This window comes from Dongia sp. (assembly GCF_041918875.1).
Taxonomy (GTDB): domain Bacteria; phylum Pseudomonadota; class Alphaproteobacteria; order Dongiales; family Dongiaceae; genus Dongia.
Map to the genome: position 1 here is coordinate 1 of NZ_JAYRUV010000018.1, position 18,858 is coordinate 18,858.

The following is an 18,858-nucleotide window of genomic DNA, read 5'->3' on the forward strand; positions in this document are numbered from 1 at the left end:
ACTGCAAACGCTCATCCATGACACAGGTCTCTTTCCAAGGCATCGGCAAGTCCCCCTTGCCGACCATGTTGACCTGTTACCCATCTCTCCGGTCCAAACTGTTACCTATCTCTCCGGTCTATACCATGCAACCACCCCTCACCCCGACCCTCTCCCCGCAAGCGGGGCGAGGGAGGTTCGAGCGAGTCTCGGCAATAAGCCCCTCGCCCCATGAAATGGGGAGAGGGGGTGGGGTGAGGGGTTGTGGCGCCGTGCGATGACGGCCTTGGAAATCCGGCGTTTCGAAGGTTAATACCGCCCAATCACAGGCGTTTCTCACGCGGAATTGTCTATTTGACGCCTGTATCGCGGCTACCCAAGCCGGATTTCCTTATGCTAGTCTTTCACACAGCCGATCCACCCCCCGCCTAACGGCCGACAGCAGAACGGCCAGCGGGACGGCAGATGAGACAGGTATCGGTGTCGTCAACTTTGACCAGGGAATGATCATGAAAAAGAGCTTGTTTGGGAGCCTCGTCGCCGGTGCAGTCCTGGCCGTCATGGCGGTCAGCGCGCAGGCGCAGGACAAGGTTTACAAGGTCGGCATGGACCAGACCGACTATCCGCCCTTCGCCACCAAGGACACCAGCGGCAAGTGGACCGGCTGGGAAGTCGACCTCGCCTTGGCGGTGTGCGACGCGGCGAAGATCAAGTGCGAAATGACCCCGACCGCCTGGGACGGCATCATCCCGGCGCTGCAGGAAGGCAAGATCGACTTCATCTTCGCCTCGATGACGATCAACGACGACCGCAAGCAGCAGGTCAATTTCACGCACTTCTATTACGATTCGACCACCATCATCATCGGCCCGAAATCGGATGCGACCAAGATCGACTTCGACAAGCCGGAATCGATGAGCGGCAAGATCATGGGGGCGCAGAACGCCACCATCCATTCGAAGTTCCTGCAGAAGCGCTTCGGTTCCGCCGCCGAGGTCAAGACCTATGACGGTCTCGACACGGCGCTGGCCGACCTCGCCGCCGGCCGCGTCGATTACGTCCAGGAAGGCCGTTCGACCCTGGCTCCGTTCATGGCTTCGGACGCCGGCAAGGATTACGAGGAAAAGGCCGTCGTTCCGGCCGATCCGATCATGGGTGAAGGTGTCGGTGCCGCCGTCCGCAAGGACGATCAGGCGACGCTCGACATGCTCAACGCGGCGATCAAGGAAGTGGTGGTGAGCGGCAAGTATGACGAGATCACCAAGAAGTATCCGGAACTGGACGGCATGCTGGTGAAGCCGACCTTCTAAGATCGGTTTAAGTCATGTGACAGACCGCCCGGCCCGACAGGACCGGGCGGTTTTGCTTTCGCAAGGGTGCCGGTTCAACTCGGCTGTCATGGCCCGCTTTAGGCGGGCCATCCGCGAGTTTGTCTTTCAAGCAAGTAACTCATGGATGCCCCGCCTGCGCGGGGCATGACAATAGGTGGTAAAACCGGCCATTACCTCGGCCCGCAACGCAATGCGGTGTTGCTGCCGGCGGGGGGCGGGGGGTACGATCCGCAGAGACAAGCGAGCCGGGGCGAACCCGGCCGACGGGGAAGGTTTTGAGGCATTACGAGGGGACCAGCTTTGGCGGCTGAACAATCCTTATTGGCGACCCTGGCCTGGGGGGATACGGGCTATGGCGACGAGTTCTTCCGGGGCGTCTACAACACGCTGTTCATCTCGGCATGCGCCTATACGATCGCCTTCGGCATCGGCATGCTGGGGGCCTGGGCGAAGCTCTGCCACGTGAGGTCGCTCAACCGCGCCGGCGAGGTCTACACCACCGTCGTGAGATCGGTGCCGGAACTGTTGCTTATCTTCCTCATCTTCTATGCCGGCACCTCGTCGCTCTCCAGCCTGCTGGTGGCCGTGGGCATTGCCGAGCGCGGTGTCGAGATCAATCCGTTCGGCGCTGTCATAGCGGCACTGGGCATCATCTACGGCGCCTATCTCACCGACGTCTTGAGGGGCGGCATCCAGGCGGTGCCCAAGGGGCAGATCGAGGCCGCCAAGGCCTTCGGCATGCACGGGCCGCAGCGATTCATCCGCATCATCCTGCCGCAGATGATCCGCTATGCCATTTCGGGCCTCGGCAACCAATGGCTCAACATCACCAAGGACAGCGCGCTAGTCAGCGTCGTGGCCGATATCGGCGATATCATGGCGGTGGGGCGGGGTGCCGCCAACCAGACCAAGCATTTCATCTTCTATCTCGGTGCGACGGCTATCGTCTTCATGATCGTGTCGGGGATCTCGATGTATGTCACCGGCCGTCTGGAGAAGCGCGCCAATCGCGGCGTGCGACGAGCCTGAGACGGGGCCTGAGACCGGGAAGCCAGCCATATGAAATTCGATCCGATCTATATGTTCTCCGTGGTGATGCCGCAGCTCATCATGGCATTGCCCCTGACGCTGTTCCTCACCATCTCGTCGAGCGTCGTCGGCAACATCCTCGCCGTGCCCGTCGCCGTGGCGCGCCTGTCGCCCAACCCGCTGCTGTGGATTCCAGCGCGCGTCTTCATCTTCACGATGCGGGGGACGCCGTTTCTCATCCAGCTCTATTTCATCTATTACGGCCTCGGCCAGCTGATCCCGGGCTGGATGATGCGCGGCTTTCCGTTCCTGCGCGACGGGCTGTGGTACGCGGTCTTCGCATTGAGCCTCAACACGGCCGGCTATACGGGGGAGATCCTGCGCGGCGCGATCCTTGCCGTGCCGCATGGCGAGATCGAGGCGGGGCGCGCCTTCGGCATGAGCCGCTTCCAGGTCTTCCGGCGCATCACGCTGCCGCGCGCGGTGCGCATCTGTCTGCCCACCATGAGTTCGGAAACGATCCTGCTTCTGAAGGCTACGTCGCTTGCCTCGCTGGTCACCGTCTATGAAGTGATGGGCACGGCGACGACGATCCGCGTCGATACGTTCCGCGTCTACGACACGTTGATCGGCGCCGGAATCATCTATTTCGTCACGGTCTATGTGCTGACGCGTGGCCTCAACTGGATGGAGCGCAAGCTCAACAAGGACCGGCTGGCCATACCCGGCAGCGTCAAAGCAGCAGCCAAGGCGTGAAGCTGCAGACGGTCGCCCTCTGCCTCGGCGTGGCGCTTCTGGTTCTTGGCGGTGCCTATGCCGGCTATTGGTATTACGTGGCCGGACGGCTGCAGGATGGGATCGACGCCTGGGTCGAGCAGCAGCGCGCCGCCGGCAACGAGGTTGCCATCGCGGACGGGTCGATCGGCGGCTTTCCCTTCGCTTTCCGCCGCGATTTCGGCGCGGCGGAGATGCGGCTGCAGGGTGGCGTGGCGGCCCGGATCGCGGCGGGTTCGGCGATTGCCGAGATCAAGCCGTGGAATCTCAACACAGTCATCGTCACGGCCCGCGATGTCAGCGTCAGCGGCGCGCCCGGCATCTACAAGGCCGCCGCGCTCGATGGCAGCATCGATATCCCGACGGCGCCGCCCGCGGATTATCACCAGCCGCTGCTGGAGTTCGACCTGACGGCGACGGATGTGACGCTGCCGGAAGGCCAGCGCGCGGTGACCGCCGGTCCGATCGAGGCGTTGGCAGCGCGTGGTGCCATCATGGGGCCGGTGCCGATGGCGCCGGATGTCGGCCAGGCCCTGGCCGGCTGGGCCAATGCCGGCGGCGTGCTGGAGCTGAAATCATTCAACTTCGCCCAGGCGCCGCTCGCGGCAGCCGGCGAGGGCACGCTGGCGCTCGACGAGGCGCTGCAGCCGCTGGGCGCGCTGACGCTGCGTGCCCATGGCGTGGCTGAGACGGTCGCATTGCTGCAGCAGGACGGGCTCCTGGATGCGCGCAACGCCAAGACGGCGCTGCTGATGGTCAACGGCCTCGCCAAGCCCGATGAAGCGGGCAAGGCCCTGGTGAAGATCAGCCTCAGCCTGCAAGAGGGTTTCGTCTGGGTGGGGCCGATCAAGCTTGCGCCGCTGCCGAGGTTGAACTGGTAGGGGAATGAAACTCCTCCCACCTTCAGGGGGGAGGTCGGGAGGGGGGCGGTTCGGTCTCGTTTTCGCGGCAGCAATCGCTTGCGGCCCCCACCCAACCCTCCCCCCTGAAGGTGGGAGGGCTTTATCGTGAAGGCTTGAACAAAAAGGCCCACTCCAGGGAGCGGGCCTTTCTCATTCTACCGCCGCACGCGGAAGTTTTCGAACTGCCAGGGGTCGGTCTGATCGAGATTGGTTTCCTTGAAGAGGACGTTGCGGTCCTTCAAGGGGGTCCAATCGGTGTAGCAGCCGACCACCGGGCCGAGATACGGGCGGCAGATGTCGAGGATGTAGTCGTGGTCGATCTCTTCCGGCTCGACCACGCCGCGATTGGGATTCTCGATCAGCCACATGGCGCCGGCCAGCACCGGCGAGGCGATCTGCGGGGAGGTCGCGTTATATTCCGGGCCCATGATGCGGCGCGCTTCGTGGATCGAAAGCTGCGAGCCGTACCAATAGGCGCCGAAATCGCCCATCAGGAGAGCACCCAGTTCGTCGATCCCTTCGACGATCTCCTCGCCCAGCAGACGCACATCCTTCTGCATGGTGAAGTTCTTTTCCTGGAACTCGCGCACCGACAGAACGGCATCGTCGCAGGGGTGATAGGCGTAATGCACGGTCGGGCGGAAGACCGCCTTGCCCTTCTCGGTCACGGTGAAATAGTCGGCGGTGGTGACCGACTCACCATGGGTGATGAGATAGGCGATCATCGGCCCGCCATGCGGGGTCCAGGACCTGACCTCGGTCGTGCAGCCGGGCTGCCGGAGATAGATCGCGGCCTTGCAGCCGACCTTATGCTCGACCGCGTTTTCGGGCAGCTTCTTCTCATGCGTGCCCCAGCCCAGTTCGGCCGGCTGGCAGCCTTCGCCGACGAAGCCGGGGATCGACCAGGTGTTGCAGAACTCGCCCGGCATCTTCGGCACGTCGGTGACCTGCAGATCATGCTCGGCCACGTGGATGACCTTGACGCCGCAATCGCGCATCAGCCTGGCCCATTCCTCGCGGTTCTTGGGCTTGGAGAATTTGAGGCCGCGCATGCGGGCGATGTCGAGCACGCCCTGCTTGATGAAATGGGTGATGAGTCCCGGGTTGGCACCGTGCGTGAGCAGGGCCGAGGGACCGTTCTTGGGGAATTTCTTCGCTGCTTCCAGGGCGCGGTGCCGCAGATAGTAATTGGTCCGCTGCTCTTCGGGAATGGCGGTATTGTCGTAGTAGTTGGCCCAGGGCTCGATGCAGGTGTCGATGTAGAGCACGCCCTGCTTCTGGCACCAGGCGATGAGCGCCAGGGAATCGACCTCGACCGACAGGTTGATCAGGAGATCGCCTTTGCCCAGCTGCTTGGCGAGAACCTTGGTGTAATTGCCCTCGTGCAAGGGCTCGACGATGTAATTGACACCCTTCTCGATGAAACGCGCGGCGTCTTCCGAATGGTCATGACCGTCGACCACCGTGACGCGGCTCAAAGGCATGTCGAAGTGACGCTCGATCAGCGGCATCGTGCACCGGCCGACCGAGCCATAACCAATCATTACAATACGGCCCTTGAAGGGAAACTTTGCCATCATCTACCTCATGTCTGAAAAACGGCGGTCGGTGTTGCTGCGTCGTTCTGCACAGCCGGCTTTGCCCGAAAAGGACGCCACAAACGCGGGATTGTCGACCGAAAAGCCCCGAACTTCGGCACTTACGGAAAATCGGGCGGACTCGCAAGGGAAATTTTTATGTTGCGCGACGGCGCCTCAGGCGCCGGGACCACCGGCCAGGCGCTCGAGGAAATGACCGGCCTCGGTGCGGAAGCGCTGCGTCTCGGCGAAGAGCTGGTCGGTCTCGCGCCGGATGATGGTGGCGGCTTCGCGCGTGAGGGCGGCCGAGCCGGAAATCTCCAGCACGCTCGAATGCACTTGCTGCGTGCTGGCCGCCGCATCCTGGGCGCTGCGCGCGATTTCCGACGTCGCCGCCTGTTGCTGGTCGACGGCGGTGGCGATGCCGCGCGCCAGGTGATTGATCTCCTGGATGCCGTCGATGATGGCCTTGATGGCGGCGACCGTGCCGGCGGTCGCCTGCTGCACCGCATCGATCTGCACCGAGATGTCGCCGGTGGCGCGCCCGGTCTGGGTGGCGAGGTTCTTCACTTCCTGGGCCACGACGGCGAAGCCCTTGCCCGCCTCGCCCGCGCGCGCCGCCTCGATCGTGGCGTTGAGCGCAAGCAGATTGGTCTGGCTGGCGATATCGCTGATCAATTGCGCCACCTGGCCGATCCGCGCCACGGATTCGTCCAGGCTGGCGATTTTCTGGTTGGAATGCTCCGAGCCTGCCGCGGCGGTCTCCGCGCGGCGCGCCGATTCGCCGACCTGGCGCGAAATCTCGCTCACGGAGGCCGAAAGCTGTTCCGCCGCGGCCGCCACCGTCTGCACGTTCTGGCTGGTCGCTTCCGCCCCGCGCACGGCGATCGAGGATTTATGCTCGGTCTCGTCGGCGGCGCTGGCCAATCGATCGGTCGTGGCGCGCACTTGCCCGATCGCGGTCGAGAGCGCCTCGGCCATCGAACCCACGGTCTCGCGGAATTCCCGGGCCAGGCGCTGGGCCGTGTCCTGGCGTTCGCGCTCGCTTTGGGTGCGGGCGTCGTTCTGCTGCCGCTGCAGGCGCGCCAGCTCGTCCTCGGCATCGTGGAACGCCGTGAGCGCGCGGGCGATGTCGCCGATCTCGTCGGCGCGCCGCACCGTGGTGCCCAGCTCGGCCTGCAATCGCTCGCCGGATTGCTTGCCGCCGATGAGGCTCGCCACCTTGACCAGCGGCTTGCTCACTGAAACGCGGATCATCCACAGCACCGCGGCGAGCAGGACCAGCATGACACCCAGGGCGATCGAGACGGCTCGGACCAACTGCTGGTGCAAAGCGGCCGCCAGCGGCGCCGTGCTCCAGGCAAGGCCTGCCGTGCCGATGCGCCGCGCCTTGTCGCCGGCGCCCTCCAGCACCGGAACGAAAACGATCTGATGGGTGGGCGTGAGCTCGGCATAGGCCTCGTTCTTCTCGACCGCCGGCTTGGCGGCCGGCAGCAGGGCAGCAAGGTCGATCGCGGGCAGATCCTTGTTGACGCCCTCGGAAAGCCTGGCGTCGCCGACATCGAAGATGAGAATGGCGGTGAGCGCGGAACTGGGTTCGCCAAGATAGCCCTGATAGCCCTTGGCGATGGCGTCCGCCTTCTTGAACTTGACGCCGCCCGCCACCTGGCCCGCGATCAGCCTGGCGATGGCCAGGCGATTGACGCCGGCTTCGTCGAGCGCCATCTGGCGCTGCGCCCAGGATTGCAGCGTCAATACCAGTGCAAAGCCGATGACCACGCCGACCGCGATGATCGCCGCAAGCTTGCGCCCGATGTTCCAGCGGCGCCTGCGATGCGGTGCATTCTCCCCAATCGTCTGCATGGATCGCCTCCGTCCAGATGGTGCAATCGCCGCAGCCGGCCGGCGCCGATGACGCCGGCCGGCCATACCGGATTATTGCGCCATCAATCCTTCGGCATCGAGACCGACGGTGAGTGCGCCGATTGGAGCGCCGCTGGCATCGACAACGGTGACGCTGGTCTGCAGCTGGAAGCGCTGCGTCGATTCATCCTGTTCGACATCGTCGGCGAAGATGGCGCCGGCACCGGCACCGAACGATTTCTGCCATTTGCCTTCGTCGCCCTGCCAGTAATCGCTGGTGGCATCGCAGACGCCGACATTGAGGCCCTTATTGTCCATCAGGATCATTTCGGTGACGAGGCCATTGGAGCCGCCGCACTTCTCCTTGAGCTTGGCGGAAATGGGCGCGTTGACCACTGAATCGATCAGCGGCTGCGCGGCGGCGCCGACCTCCGCCTTCCACTGCGCGTCGAGCCCGTCGATCTTCGCCTGGTCGAACGCGGCATGCTCGGCATTGGCGGCCTCGACCGCCGCGACGATCGCGGGATCGGTCGCCCAGGCGGCGATATCGCTCTTGGCGAAGCTTTCCGCCTTGGCCTTGATTTCGGCATCGTCGGCGAATGCGCTGCCGCCGGCGGCAACAATGAGAGCGGCGCTTAGAATGATGTTCCTAAACATGGTTTTCCTCACATCTGCGTTTGGCGCGGCTTGCGCACGGTCGTCGTTGGCGCGGTCCGGACCGGCGTGGCGGTCGGGAACGGGGCAGCGCAGTGTAGGGCGGAGGGACTTAAGTGGTCGTTAAGCGCGATGACGGATTTCGATGATTGGAATCCTAGCGCGATCCCTTGTCCGCGTGGCGCCGGTCGAAGAGAGCGAATTCGTGTGCGATCGAGCGTTCGACGAGGTCGCGATAGAGCGGTTCTATAAAGTCGGGGTTCATGCCGGTGGCCGTCGCGGCGGCACGGATCTTGGCGATCACATCCTCGATGCGCGCCTCGTCGCGCACGGCGTCGCGGCTATTCTTGATGCGCGCCGCCTCGCCGATGAAATGCAGGCGGTCGGCAAGCAAGGTCACGATCTCGCGGTCGAGGGCGTCGATCGCGTCGCGCACATCGTTCATGTCCTTGCAGGTCTTGCGGCGGGCGCCCATCGTGTCACGCCTGCTTGGCGTCGATGATGGCGCGGCGGACGGCGCGGGTGCGGGTGAAGACGTCGAAGAGCTTGTCGCCCTCGCCCCAGCGGATCGCGCGCTGCATCGCGGTCAGATCCTCGGTGAAACGGCCAAGGATCTCCAGCACCGCCTCGCGGTTGTTGAGGAAGATGTCGCGCCACATCGTCGGATCCGACGCGGCAATACGCGTGAAGTCGCGGAAGCCCGTGGCGGAAAATTTGATGACTTCCGACTGGGTGGAGGTTTCGAGCTGCGTTGCCGTGTCGACGATCGTGTAGGCGATGAGATGCGGCAGATGCGAGGTGATGGCCAGCACCTGGTCGTGATGGCTGGGTTCCATCACTTCGACCATCGAACCCAGGGCGGACCAGAATGCCTTGAGCTTTTCGGTGGCCGTTGGATCGCTGCCGGGAACCGGCGTCACGATCGCCCAGCGGCCCTTGAAGAGTTCGGCGAAGCCGGCGCGGGGGCCGGAATGCTCGGTGCCGGCGAGCGGGTGGCCGGGAATGAAATGGACGCCTTCCGGCACATGGGGCCCGAGATCGCGGATGACCGCCTGCTTCACTGAGCCGACATCGGTGAGGATGGCACCGGCTTTGAGATGCGGGGCGAGGGCGGGGCCCAGATCCGCATAGGCGCCGATCGGCGTCGCAACGATGACGAGGTCTGCATCGGCCGCGGCCGCGCCGAGATTGTCCGCGACCTTGCCGAGCTTCAGTTCGACCGCCGCCGCGCGCGCATCGGCGCTGGCGTCGAAGATGGCGATTTCGCTGCTGAGCTTTTCGGCCGCGATGGCGCGCGCGAGCGACGAGCCGATGAGGCCGATGCCGATTATGGCGATGCGGCTGAAGAGCGGGCCCGTCATTGCGTAGCCGCCCTGGCCACAAAGTCAGCGAGGCCCTGCGCGCAGGCTTTCAAGGCCGCTTCCTCGGCGATGGTGATGCGCAGGCAATCGGCAAGGCCATAGGCGCCCATCTTGCGCACCAGCACGCGGCGCGATTTCAAGAATTTCTCGGCGGCGTCGGCGTTCAATTTCGGATCGGACGGGAAGCGCACCAGCAGGAAATTGCCGACGCTTGGGTAGGGGTGGAGGCCGATGCGCTTCACCTCGGCCGCGAACCAGGGCAGCCAATAATCGTTATGCGCCTTGGAGCGCTTCACATGATCGGTGTCGGCCAGGCCGGCGATGCCGGCAAGCTGCGCCGGGGCCGCCACGTTGAAGACGCCGCGGATGCGGTGCAGCACGTCCATGATCGATTTCTGGCCGTAAGCCCAGCCGAGGCGCAGGGCAGCGAGGCCGTGGATCTTGGAGAAGGTCCTGGACATGATGACATTGTCGTACTGCTTCACCAGCTCGGCGCCGTCGGTGTAATCCGGCTTGTCGACATATTCGGCGTAAGCCGCGTCGATGACGAGCAGCACGTTGGCGGGCAGCCCGTCGCGCAGGCGCTTCATCTCGGTGGCCGGAATGTAGCTGCCGGTGGGATTGTTCGGATTGGCGACGAAACAGATCTTGGTCCGTGGCGTCACCGCCGCCAGCAACGCATCGACATCGGTGGTGAGGTCCTTTTCCGGCGCCGTCACCGGTGTGGCGCCGACCGATTGCGCGGCGATGGGATAGATGAGGAAGCCATGGCGCGAATAGAGCACTTCGTCGCCGGGGCCGGCATAGGCGCGGGTGATGAGGACCAGGATATCGTCCGAGCCGGTGCCGCAGATGATCTCGTCTTCCTTGGCCCCAACCTCGCGCGCGAGGGCCTTGCGCAGGTGATGGCTGGCGCCGTCGGGATAGCGGTGCAGCTCGGCGGCACCCTGCCGGTAGGCGTCCATGGCAAGCGGGCTGGCGCCGAGCGCGCTTTCGTTCGACGACATCTTGTAGATGGGGCCGGAGCCGGGGAGGTCATGCTCGCCCGGCACATAGGCGGCGATGTCGAGGATTCCGGGACGAACGGTGAGGGTCATTGTCTTCTCCCAGGCGCTGGGCGCCGGATATCAGTGGTCGGCCGGTTCGTCGGCCAGTTCTTCCTTGGTGAGCGGTTCGGCATAGGAGCCGATGCTGTGCAGCCGCGCATCCTTGCCGAGCGCCGCGGCGACCAGCCCCAGGCGCGGATCGAGCCCATCGACATAGCCCGCGACCTCGACCAGGTTGAGGTCGGAATCCTGATGGTCGCGCCCGCCATGGATGAAGCTGGTGACGAAGCCGACACCGGCCAGGGCTTGCCTCAGTGTCGAGCGGCTGACCGGTTCGGGCGCTTCCAGCACCAGCAGCGAATGGTCCCGGTCGGTGGGTTCGGTCGGCGTGCGGCCGACGACGAGCGCCTGCAGATCCGGGTTGCGCTGGTTGCCGGGATCGCCGAAGGGCAGGCGCGCGATGACATGGGGGAGCTGCGCGGAGCCCACAAGCCGGCGCCACCAGGGGCCGCTATCGTCCTCACGCGGGAAGGGCAGGACCGCGACCGTGGCCGATCCGTCCATGACGGCGGAAAGGGCGCGATCGACGCGGCTGCAGGTCACGATCCTGACGCGGCTGCCGTAATGGTCGCGCGCCAGGTCCCAGAAGCCGGGCTGGCCGGCCGGGGCATAGACGGCCACCGCAAAGGGGCCTTCGACCTGCAGCAGGGCCGAGATCATCTCGCGCCACATGCGCACGATGACGGCCTTGGGCAGCTTGCCGCTGTGGCGGGCGATGAGGCGGCGGAGAATCTTGGCTTCGCGCGCGGGGCGAATGAATTTGGCGCCCTCGGCGGGGGAATCCCCGCTCACCGGCTGGCGCGCCGCCTTGGCGGCACCGACCGCGACCGCGAGTTCCGTCCGCTGCATGAGGAGATCGTGCAGCTGGCTGTCGACCGCATCGATCTTCTGGCGCAGCTGGACCAGCTCGTCCCCGGTGCCGCCCTCAGTGCCACTTGGCCCCTGCATGTCCCCCAACCATCCCTAGGCTATCCGAACCCGCCCGCTTCGATCCAACCGGCTCGGTCCGGCGGGGCGGCCGATCGGCGCCAGTGATAGCCGCCAAGGGGCGGAAAAGCAAAGAAAACCTTGCAAGAAACCGTTGCCAGGGCCGCCAATTCCCTGGCGCCGGTCCGGTTTCCGGGCCCTGAGCCTGGGGGTGGCCTCAGCCGGGAAATCGCGGCCCCAAAGGCTCAAATGCCGGATTCCGGAAGATTGGCGGAAAGGGTAGGGTCCGCGGACCCTACTGGCCGATCTTCTCGATCTCGAAGGGTGTCGTCTGATAGATCTCGTTGATCCAGTTCGAGAAGAAGAGATGGGCGTGCGGGCGCCAGCGGTTCAGGGGCGCCTGGGCCGGATCATTGTTCGGAAAATAGTCGTGGGGCAATTTGATGGGAACCTTGGCCGCGACATCGCGGGCATACTCGTCGCCCAGCGACGTCGCGTCATATTCCATATGATCGAGCACGTGGAGACGGCGCGTGCCGCGACTCTGGGCGATGCAGACACCCTTCTCGTCGGAATAGGCCAGCACCTCGACATCCGGGCACGCCGCCACATCGGCGGTTCTGATTTCAGCCCAGCGCGAGATCGGTATCACGAAATCATCCGAGAAGCCGATCAAGTACGGCGATGACGGCTTCATGATCTTTTGGGCGTAGACGCCGAACGCCTTCTCGGTGAGCTGATGCTTCGGTATGCCGTGGAAATGGTAAAGCGCCGCCATGGCGCCCCAGCAGACATTGATCGTCGAATGGGCGTTGGTCGTGGTCCAGTCGAAAATCTGCCGCATCTCCCGCCAATAGGTAACGTCTTCATAGGAGATCGTCTCGACCGGCGTGCCGGTGATGATGAAGCCGTCGAACTTGCGATGCCGCGCATCCTCCCAGGTCTGATAGAAAGTGCGCAGATGGTCTTCCGCCGTGTTCTTGGCGACATGGTTGCCGATGCGGATCAGGGAGAGATCGATCTGCAAGGGGGTGGCGCCGAGCAGGCGCGCGATCTGCAGCTCGGTCTTGATCTTGTTCGGCATCAGGTTCAAGAGGCCGATCTGCAGCGGACGGATATCCTGGCGGATCGCCGCCGTCTCGGTCATCACGCGCACGCCCTCGTTCTGGAGGGCCTGGAAGGCAGGAAGCTTGTCGGCAATCTTGATCGGCATGTGCGGTCACCCAAAAAAACGGCAAATGGCTCGCTCCGGGGCCCGCAGCCCTGAGATTCCAGTCTTGAAAATCTCGGGCGGCCCTTTAGCGAGTTTTTTTACGTGGCTGCAAGCCGGCCGGCCAAATCACCACGGAAGGGCTCTATTTAGCCGAACCGGCACCCAGGCTACAATACGATTCGTCGAGCCTTGAGGGCCGCCCGGGGCGGCGATTCGAGCATGTCGTGAGGCATTTTGCCGCATAATGCGGGCGAACTTGCCTGGCCGCCATGACGAATGAGAAAGGAGCCGTTCATGATCGAAGCATATGCTGTTCTGGCCATCATGCTCGCGATGCTGGTGGGTGCCATCAGTCCGGGTCCCAGCTTCCTGCTGGTGGCGCGCATCTCGCTGTCGCAATCGCGGGGGCACGGCCTTGCGGCGGCACTCGGCATGGGGGCGGGCGGCATGGTGCTGGCGACACTCGCCGTCATCGGGCTGCAGGCGCTCTTCATGCAGGTCGAATGGCTCTATATGGGCTTCAAGATCGGCGGCGGCGCCTATCTCGTCTATCTTGGCTACATGTTGTGGCGTGGGGCGAAGCGGCCGCTGGCATCGGACAGTGACTTGGCGGCCGGCGGCAGAGGCCTGTTGCGTACTTTCCTGCTGTCGCTGGCAACCCAGCTTTCCAACCCGAAGACGGTGATCTTCTATTCAAGCGTGTTCGCGGCACTTCTTCCCGCCCATCCATCGGCGGCGGTGATCGTGGCGCTGCCCTTCCTGCTGTTCCTGGTCGAAGGCGGCTGGTACAGCGCCGTGGCGCTGGCCTTCTCGGCGCAACGCCCGCGCGCGGCTTATCTGAGCGCCAAGAGCTGGATCGACCGCACGGCCGGGGCGCTGATGACGGCGCTGGGCCTGCGGCTGATCCTGGGGGCGGCGAAGGTCTGAGTCGGTTCTTTCAATTGTCATGGCCCGCTTCAGGCGGGCCATCCACGAGTCCATTCGAGACTGACGAAAGCAACTCGTGGATCCCCCGCCTGCGCGGGGGATGACAATGAGGGAAAGCCAATCGACCTAATCCAGCAAGCTCCTCAGCGCCCTGTTGGCCACCGCCAGCATGGCCAGTTCCAGTTTGCCGACCTGGCGGAGATCGGCGAAGAGGGCTTCGGCGCGAGGCAGGGCGCCGGAGCGTTTGGACTTCCAGCCCTCGATCGCCTTTTCGCCGGTCAAGGCCAGATCGTTGGCGAGCACCGCGCTGGTCAGATCGCGCTGGTGCGTGTTGAGGTCGTCGACGATGGCGAAGACCGCGAGCCGCTGCCAGTGGCTGTCGCCGATCAGCCCCTTGGCGCCGGCGCGCAGCCAGTCGATATCGAACTGGTCGCCGATGGCGAAATAGGTCGCCGCCACATCCTCGACCTTGATCCTGGTCTGGGCCGCGATCTTCACCACGTCGAGGGTCGTGCCGATGCTCCCCAGCTGCGACACGCGGCGCGCCAGCTGGTCCGGGACGCCGGCCGACATGAGCGCGCCATAGCGCTTGGTGTTGGCCTGCTGGTCCGCCGCCGACAGGATCTTCGGGAGCGCCGCTTCGATGGCGACGATGCCGGGCTCGGTCGCGGCGATATTGGCGGCGATGTTGAGCGGCTGCTCGCCATTCCTGAGGAACCATAGGGTGGAAGCCTCGGCGAGCCGGTTGACTTCGATCAGCATCGACGTCTGCACGCTGGCCGAGACCTTGTTGTCGAGCGCCTGGATGGCCGACCACATTTCACGCAGCTTGAAGGCGCCGCGGGTGATGGCATAGGCGCGGGCGATGGCGGAGGCGCTCTGCCCGGTCTTCTCCTTGGTCACATGGACGAAAGTGGCGCCCATGCGGTTGACGAGGCTGTTGGTGACGACCGTGCAGATGATCTCGCGCCGCAGGCGGTGCTTCTGGATGAGCGGCTTATAGCCTTCCTGCAGCTTCACCGGAAAATAGGAGACGAGATCGTCGGCCAATTGCGGATCGTCCGGTAGATCGGACGGCAGCAATTCGTCATAGAGCGCCATCTTGGAATAAGCGAGCAGCACGGCACTTTCCGAGCGCGTCATGCCGACGCGCTGCGTCAGGCGATGGCGCATGATCTCGTCATCGGGCAGGAATTCGATGGCGCGGTCCAGGCGGCCGGCGCGTTCGAGCCCGCGCATGAAGCGGCCCTGCTGGTCGAGGAGCGTGTAATTCTGCGCCTCAGCGACCGAGAGCGCCTGGGATTGCAGGTAATTGTCCCGCAGCACCAGGGTGCCAACCTCGTCGGTCATCTCGGCCAGCAGCTTGTCGCGCTGCTTCATGGTGAGGTCGCCGCCGGAGATCGCCTCGTTGATGAGGATCTTGATATTGACCTCGTGGTCGGAGGTATCGACGCCGGCCGAATTATCGACCGCGTCGGTGTTGAGGCGCTTGCCGGAGAGGGCCGCTTCGATGCGGCCGCGCTGGGTGCAACCCAGATTGGCGCCCTCGCCCACGACCCGGCAGCGCAGATCCACCGCATTGACGCGGGTTGCATCGTTGGCGCGGTCGCCGACATCGGCATGAGTCTCGTCGGCCGACTTGACGTAAGTGCCGATGCCGCCGAACCAGAGCAGATCCACTTCCGCCTTCAAGAGCAGCTGGATGAGCTCATTGGGCGTCATCTGATCCTTGGTGAAGCCGAAACGCTGCTTCACTTCCGGGCTGAGCTTGATCGATTTGGCCTTCCTTTCGAACACGCCGCCGCCGGCCGAGATCAGTTCGGGCTTGTAATCGTTCCAGCCGGAGCGGGGCAGGTTGAAGAGCCGCTGGCGCTCGGCAAAACTCGCCCCCACATCCGGATTGGGGTCGAGGAAGATGTGCATATGATTGAAGGCGGCGACCAGCTTGGTGTGCTGCGACAGCAGCATCCCATTGCCGAACACGTCGCCCGACATGTCGCCCACGCCGACGCAGGTGAAGTCGACATTCTGGATGTCGTGATCAAGCTCGCGGAAATGGCGTTTCACGCATTCCCAGGCGCCGCGGGCGGTGATGCCCATCTTCTTATGGTCGTAGCCGGCCGAGCCACCTGACGCAAAGGCATCGTCGAGCCAGAAGCCGTAATCGCGCGAAACCGAATTGGCGATGTCGGAGAAGGTCGCCGTGCCCTTGTCGGCGGCCACGACCAGATAGGGATCGTCGCCATCGTGGCGCACGACCTTCAAGGGCGGCTTCACGGCGCCGCCCACCAGATTGTCGGTGATGTCGAGAAGGCCGCGCATCAGGGTCTTGTAGCAATGCACCACTTCGGCCATGACGGCGTCGCGGTCGCCCTGCGCCGGGCGCTTCACCACGAAGCCACCCTTGGAGCCCACCGGCACGATGACGGCGTTCTTCACCATCTGCGCCTTCATCAGGCCCAGAATTTCGGTACGGAAATCCTCGCGCCGGTCCGACCAGCGGATGCCGCCGCGGGCGACCTTGCCGCCGCGCAGGTGAATGGCCTCGGCGCGCGGGGAATAGACGAAGACCTCGACCATCGGACGGGGCAGCGGCAATTCGTCGATCCTGGCCGAATCGAGCTTGAAGGAAACATATTCCCTGGGCCCGCCCTCGGCTGCCGGCTGATAGAAGTTCGTGCGCAAGGTGCACTGCACGGCGTTGAGATAGCGCCTCAGGATGCGGTCCTCGTCGAGATTGACGACGGCATCGAGCTTGGCGGCGATCTTCTCGGAGATCTTCAGCGATTTGGCATCCCGGTCGCCGGCAAAGTCCGGATCGTTGCGGACGTGGAACAGCTGCAGGATGTTGCGGGTGATGCCGGGATTGGCGTTGAGCGTCGCTTCCATATAGGACTGGCTGAAGGCGATCGCGGCCTGGCGCAGATATTTGCAATAGGCGCGCACAAGCGTGATGTCGCGCCAGTCGAGGCCGGCGGTGATGACCAGGCGGTTGAAGCCGTCATCCTCCATCTGCCCGGTCCAGATCTTGGCATAGGCCTCGTGGAACTTGTCGCGGATGGCGGCGATATCCACCTCGGCGCCGTCGGCCGTCACCATGGTGAAGGCGTGAATCCAGATCGGCTGCTCCTGGCCTTGCGGGCGCACGTCGAACGGGTTTTCGCTGATGACCTTGAGGCCGAAATTCTCCAGCGACGGCAGCACGGTGGAAAGGGCGATCTTCTCGCCGGATTTATAGAGTTTCAGGTGCAACTCGTTCTCGCCGGCCTCGATCGGCCGGTAGAGGTTGATCGCGGTCTTGTTCTCCTTCAGCGCTTCCTCGATCCGGTCGATGTCGGAGACCGCCGCATGGGCGTTGAAATATTCCTCGAAGCCCAGCGGGAAGGCATCGCCGTAGCTGCGCAGGAGCGTCAGCCCCTCGGCCTCGCCCTTGGCCTCGATGAGGGCGTCCTTCAGATGATCGGCCCAGGAGCGGCAGGCATCGGCCACCAGCTGTTCCAGTTCCTTCACGTCATAGGGCGGAATTTCGCCCGGCGTCGTCGCGATGATGAGATGCACGCGCGCCAGCGGGCTTTCGGTGAGATAGACGAAGAAGTTGGAGACGCGGCCGTTGAAGGCCTTGCTGAGGATGTTCTGGATGCGCTGCCTGAGTTCCGTCGTCTGCCAGTCGCGCGGCAGATAGACGAAGCAGGACAGGAACCGTTCGTAGGGATCGCGGCGGACGAAAAGGGCCACCCGCTGGCGGTCCTGCAGGTTGAGGATGCCCAGCGACGTTTCCAGCAATTCGTCGGCATCGATCTGGAACAGTTCGTCGCGCGGATAGGTTTCGAGAATATGGGCCAGCGCCTTGCCGTCATGGCTCTGCCGGCTGAAGCCGGCGCGGCGGGCGACCGATTCCACCTTGTCGCGCAGCAGCGGAATGTCCCAGGGCGAGCGGTTATAGGCCACCGACGTGAAGAGGCCGGCAAAGAGATGCTCGCCGACCACTTCGCCCTTGGTGTTGAAGATCTTGATGCCGATCGTGTCGAGATGCACGTTGCGGTGCACGGTCGAACGGAGATTGGCCTTGGTGACCAGGATCATCTTCGGCTGGGCGAGGAAGCTGCGGACATCCGGCGGCAGCGCATCGAGATTGCGCATGCCTTCGAAGACGCGAACTTCGGCATCGCGCAGCACGCCGAGGCCGGCCTCCTTCTTGATGTGGTAGGTGATGCTCTCCTTCTCGCCGGCGAAGATATATTCGCGGTAGCCGAGGAAGGTGAAGTGATCGTCATTGATCCATTTGAGGAAATCGACCACTTCGGTCACTTCCTCCTTGGGCAGCGGCAGCTTGCGCTTGGCCGTTTCGTCGATCGCGGCGGCGAGCTTGGCGCGCATCTTCTGCCAGTCCTCGACGGCCAGGCGCACGTCGCGCAGCACGATTTCGATCCGCGCCTTGATGGCGTCCAGCTCGCCTTGCGTGGCCACCTGGTTGACGCGAAGCTGCATGATGGATTCGGGCTTGGCGGAATCGGATTGGCCGCCCTCGGCGGCAATGGCGGTCAGCTGGCCCTTGGCGTCGCGCACGGTGCGCATGATCGGGTGGATCACGAGATGCACGCCGAGTTCCTGGCGGTTCATTTCCGCCGTCAGCGAATCGACCAGGAAGGGCATGTCGTCGTTGACGAGCTCGACCACCGTATGCGGGCTGCGCCAGCCATGCTCGTCGATGCGGGGATTGAAAACGCGCACCTTCGCCTGGCCGGGCGTCCGGCCTTGCGCGAAATTGGCCAGCGACAAGGCGGCGCTGAACAGATCTTCCGGGCTTTCGCCGGCAATGTCCGATTGCGGGACATTGGCGTAAAATTCGCGGATGAAGGTTTCGATCTGTGGTCCGCGTTTGCGTTCAATCCGTTCGCCGACAAATCGCACGACCTCGTCGATCAGCTGGTCCTTCAGCTTTTCCGCTCGCATGATAATGATATCCCCGATGACAGTTATTGGTGGGTTAGTCTTTGTATTTATTTGCAATTCTAGCCGATGCGGAGCGAAAGAGCCAATCCGGCACAAAGCCGGCAATCCCCGGCGGAAAGATGCCTAATCGATTGTTTCGCGGGCCTTCGGCGCCGTTTTCACGCATCTAATCCTGTTTTGGTAAAGAAAATTTAAACCATCGCCGGTCATTCTCGGAGAAAGAGAAGGCGATGGGCCGATCATGGCGCCCGAAGGAGATGGA

14 protein-coding genes and 1 riboswitch are annotated in these 18,858 nt (G+C 63.9%); of the genes, 5 read left to right on the forward strand and 9 right to left on the reverse strand.

What is annotated here, in order from left to right:
• Window positions 1-488: 488 nt before the first annotated feature.
• The 4 genes from ACE3TY_RS17540 to ACE3TY_RS17555 all read left to right on the forward strand — a co-directional run bounded on the left by ACE3TY_RS17540 (window position 489) and on the right by ACE3TY_RS17555 (window position 3,994).
• Window positions 489-1,289, forward strand: a complete 801-nt coding sequence (locus tag ACE3TY_RS17540; RefSeq protein WP_374655343.1) for a transporter substrate-binding domain-containing protein — start codon at window positions 489-491, stop codon at window positions 1,287-1,289.
• A gap of 321 nt (window positions 1,290-1,610) precedes the next feature.
• Window positions 1,611-2,339 carry an ABC transporter permease gene (locus tag ACE3TY_RS17545; RefSeq protein WP_374655345.1) on the forward strand — a complete coding sequence of 243 codons (729 nt, stop codon included), beginning with the start codon at window positions 1,611-1,613 and terminating at the stop codon, window positions 2,337-2,339.
• A gap of 30 nt (window positions 2,340-2,369) precedes the next feature.
• A complete protein-coding gene (locus ACE3TY_RS17550; RefSeq protein ID WP_374655347.1) occupies window positions 2,370-3,095 on the forward strand; it encodes an ABC transporter permease in 726 nt (241 codons plus the stop codon).
• The gene (locus ACE3TY_RS17555) at window positions 3,092-3,994 is read left to right on the forward strand and encodes a DUF2125 domain-containing protein (protein WP_374655349.1); all 903 of its coding nucleotides are present in this window, start codon (window positions 3,092-3,094) and stop codon (window positions 3,992-3,994) included. Before ACE3TY_RS17550 ends, ACE3TY_RS17555 begins: the two co-directional genes overlap by 4 nt.
• A gap of 176 nt (window positions 3,995-4,170) precedes the next feature.
• Here the strand turns inward: ACE3TY_RS17555 and ACE3TY_RS17560 are convergent, their stop codons facing one another.
• The 8 genes from ACE3TY_RS17560 to metA all read right to left on the reverse strand — a co-directional run bounded on the left by ACE3TY_RS17560 (window position 4,171) and on the right by metA (window position 12,716).
• A complete protein-coding gene (locus ACE3TY_RS17560; protein ID WP_374655351.1) occupies window positions 4,171-5,595 on the reverse strand; it encodes a homospermidine synthase in 1,425 nt (474 codons plus the stop codon).
• A gap of 174 nt (window positions 5,596-5,769) precedes the next feature.
• Window positions 5,770-7,455, reverse strand: a complete 1,686-nt coding sequence (locus tag ACE3TY_RS17565; RefSeq protein ID WP_374655353.1) for a methyl-accepting chemotaxis protein — start codon at window positions 7,453-7,455, stop codon at window positions 5,770-5,772.
• A gap of 72 nt (window positions 7,456-7,527) precedes the next feature.
• Window positions 7,528-8,112 (reverse strand): hypothetical protein, encoded by a 585-nt coding sequence (locus ACE3TY_RS17570; protein WP_374655355.1) that lies wholly within the window; start codon window positions 8,110-8,112, stop codon window positions 7,528-7,530.
• A 154-nt stretch (window positions 8,113-8,266) separates the two neighbouring features.
• Complete coding sequence (locus ACE3TY_RS17575) at window positions 8,267-8,584, reverse strand: chorismate mutase (RefSeq protein WP_374655357.1); 318 nt, start codon at window positions 8,582-8,584, stop codon at window positions 8,267-8,269.
• Between the two features lie 4 nt (window positions 8,585-8,588).
• On the reverse strand, window positions 8,589-9,470 hold the full coding sequence (locus ACE3TY_RS17580) for a prephenate/arogenate dehydrogenase family protein (protein ID WP_374655359.1): 882 nt from the start codon (window positions 9,468-9,470) through the stop codon (window positions 8,589-8,591).
• A complete protein-coding gene (gene hisC, locus ACE3TY_RS17585; RefSeq protein ID WP_374655361.1) occupies window positions 9,467-10,567 on the reverse strand; it encodes a histidinol-phosphate transaminase in 1,101 nt (366 codons plus the stop codon). Before hisC ends, ACE3TY_RS17580 begins: the two co-directional genes overlap by 4 nt.
• Before the next feature lie 30 nt (window positions 10,568-10,597).
• On the reverse strand, window positions 10,598-11,524 hold the full coding sequence (gene pheA / locus ACE3TY_RS17590; protein ID WP_374655363.1) for a chorismate mutase: 927 nt from the start codon (window positions 11,522-11,524) through the stop codon (window positions 10,598-10,600).
• 274 nt (window positions 11,525-11,798) lie between these two features.
• Window positions 11,799-12,716, reverse strand: a complete 918-nt coding sequence (gene metA / locus ACE3TY_RS17595; protein WP_374655365.1) for a homoserine O-succinyltransferase — start codon at window positions 12,714-12,716, stop codon at window positions 11,799-11,801.
• Window positions 12,717-12,781: 65 nt separating this feature from the next.
• A riboswitch (SAM riboswitch) is annotated at window positions 12,782-12,859 on the reverse strand.
• Window positions 12,860-13,010: 151 nt separating this feature from the next.
• Between metA and ACE3TY_RS17600 the strand changes: the two genes are divergently transcribed.
• A complete protein-coding gene (locus ACE3TY_RS17600; RefSeq protein WP_374655367.1) occupies window positions 13,011-13,643 on the forward strand; it encodes a LysE family translocator in 633 nt (210 codons plus the stop codon).
• A 126-nt stretch (window positions 13,644-13,769) separates the two neighbouring features.
• Here ACE3TY_RS17600 and ACE3TY_RS17605 read toward each other — a convergent pair whose 3' ends face one another.
• Window positions 13,770-18,596: an NAD-glutamate dehydrogenase gene (locus tag ACE3TY_RS17605; protein ID WP_374655369.1), complete on the reverse strand. Its 4,827-nt coding sequence runs from the start codon at window positions 18,594-18,596 to the stop codon at window positions 13,770-13,772.
• Window positions 18,597-18,858: the final 262 nt, after the last annotated feature.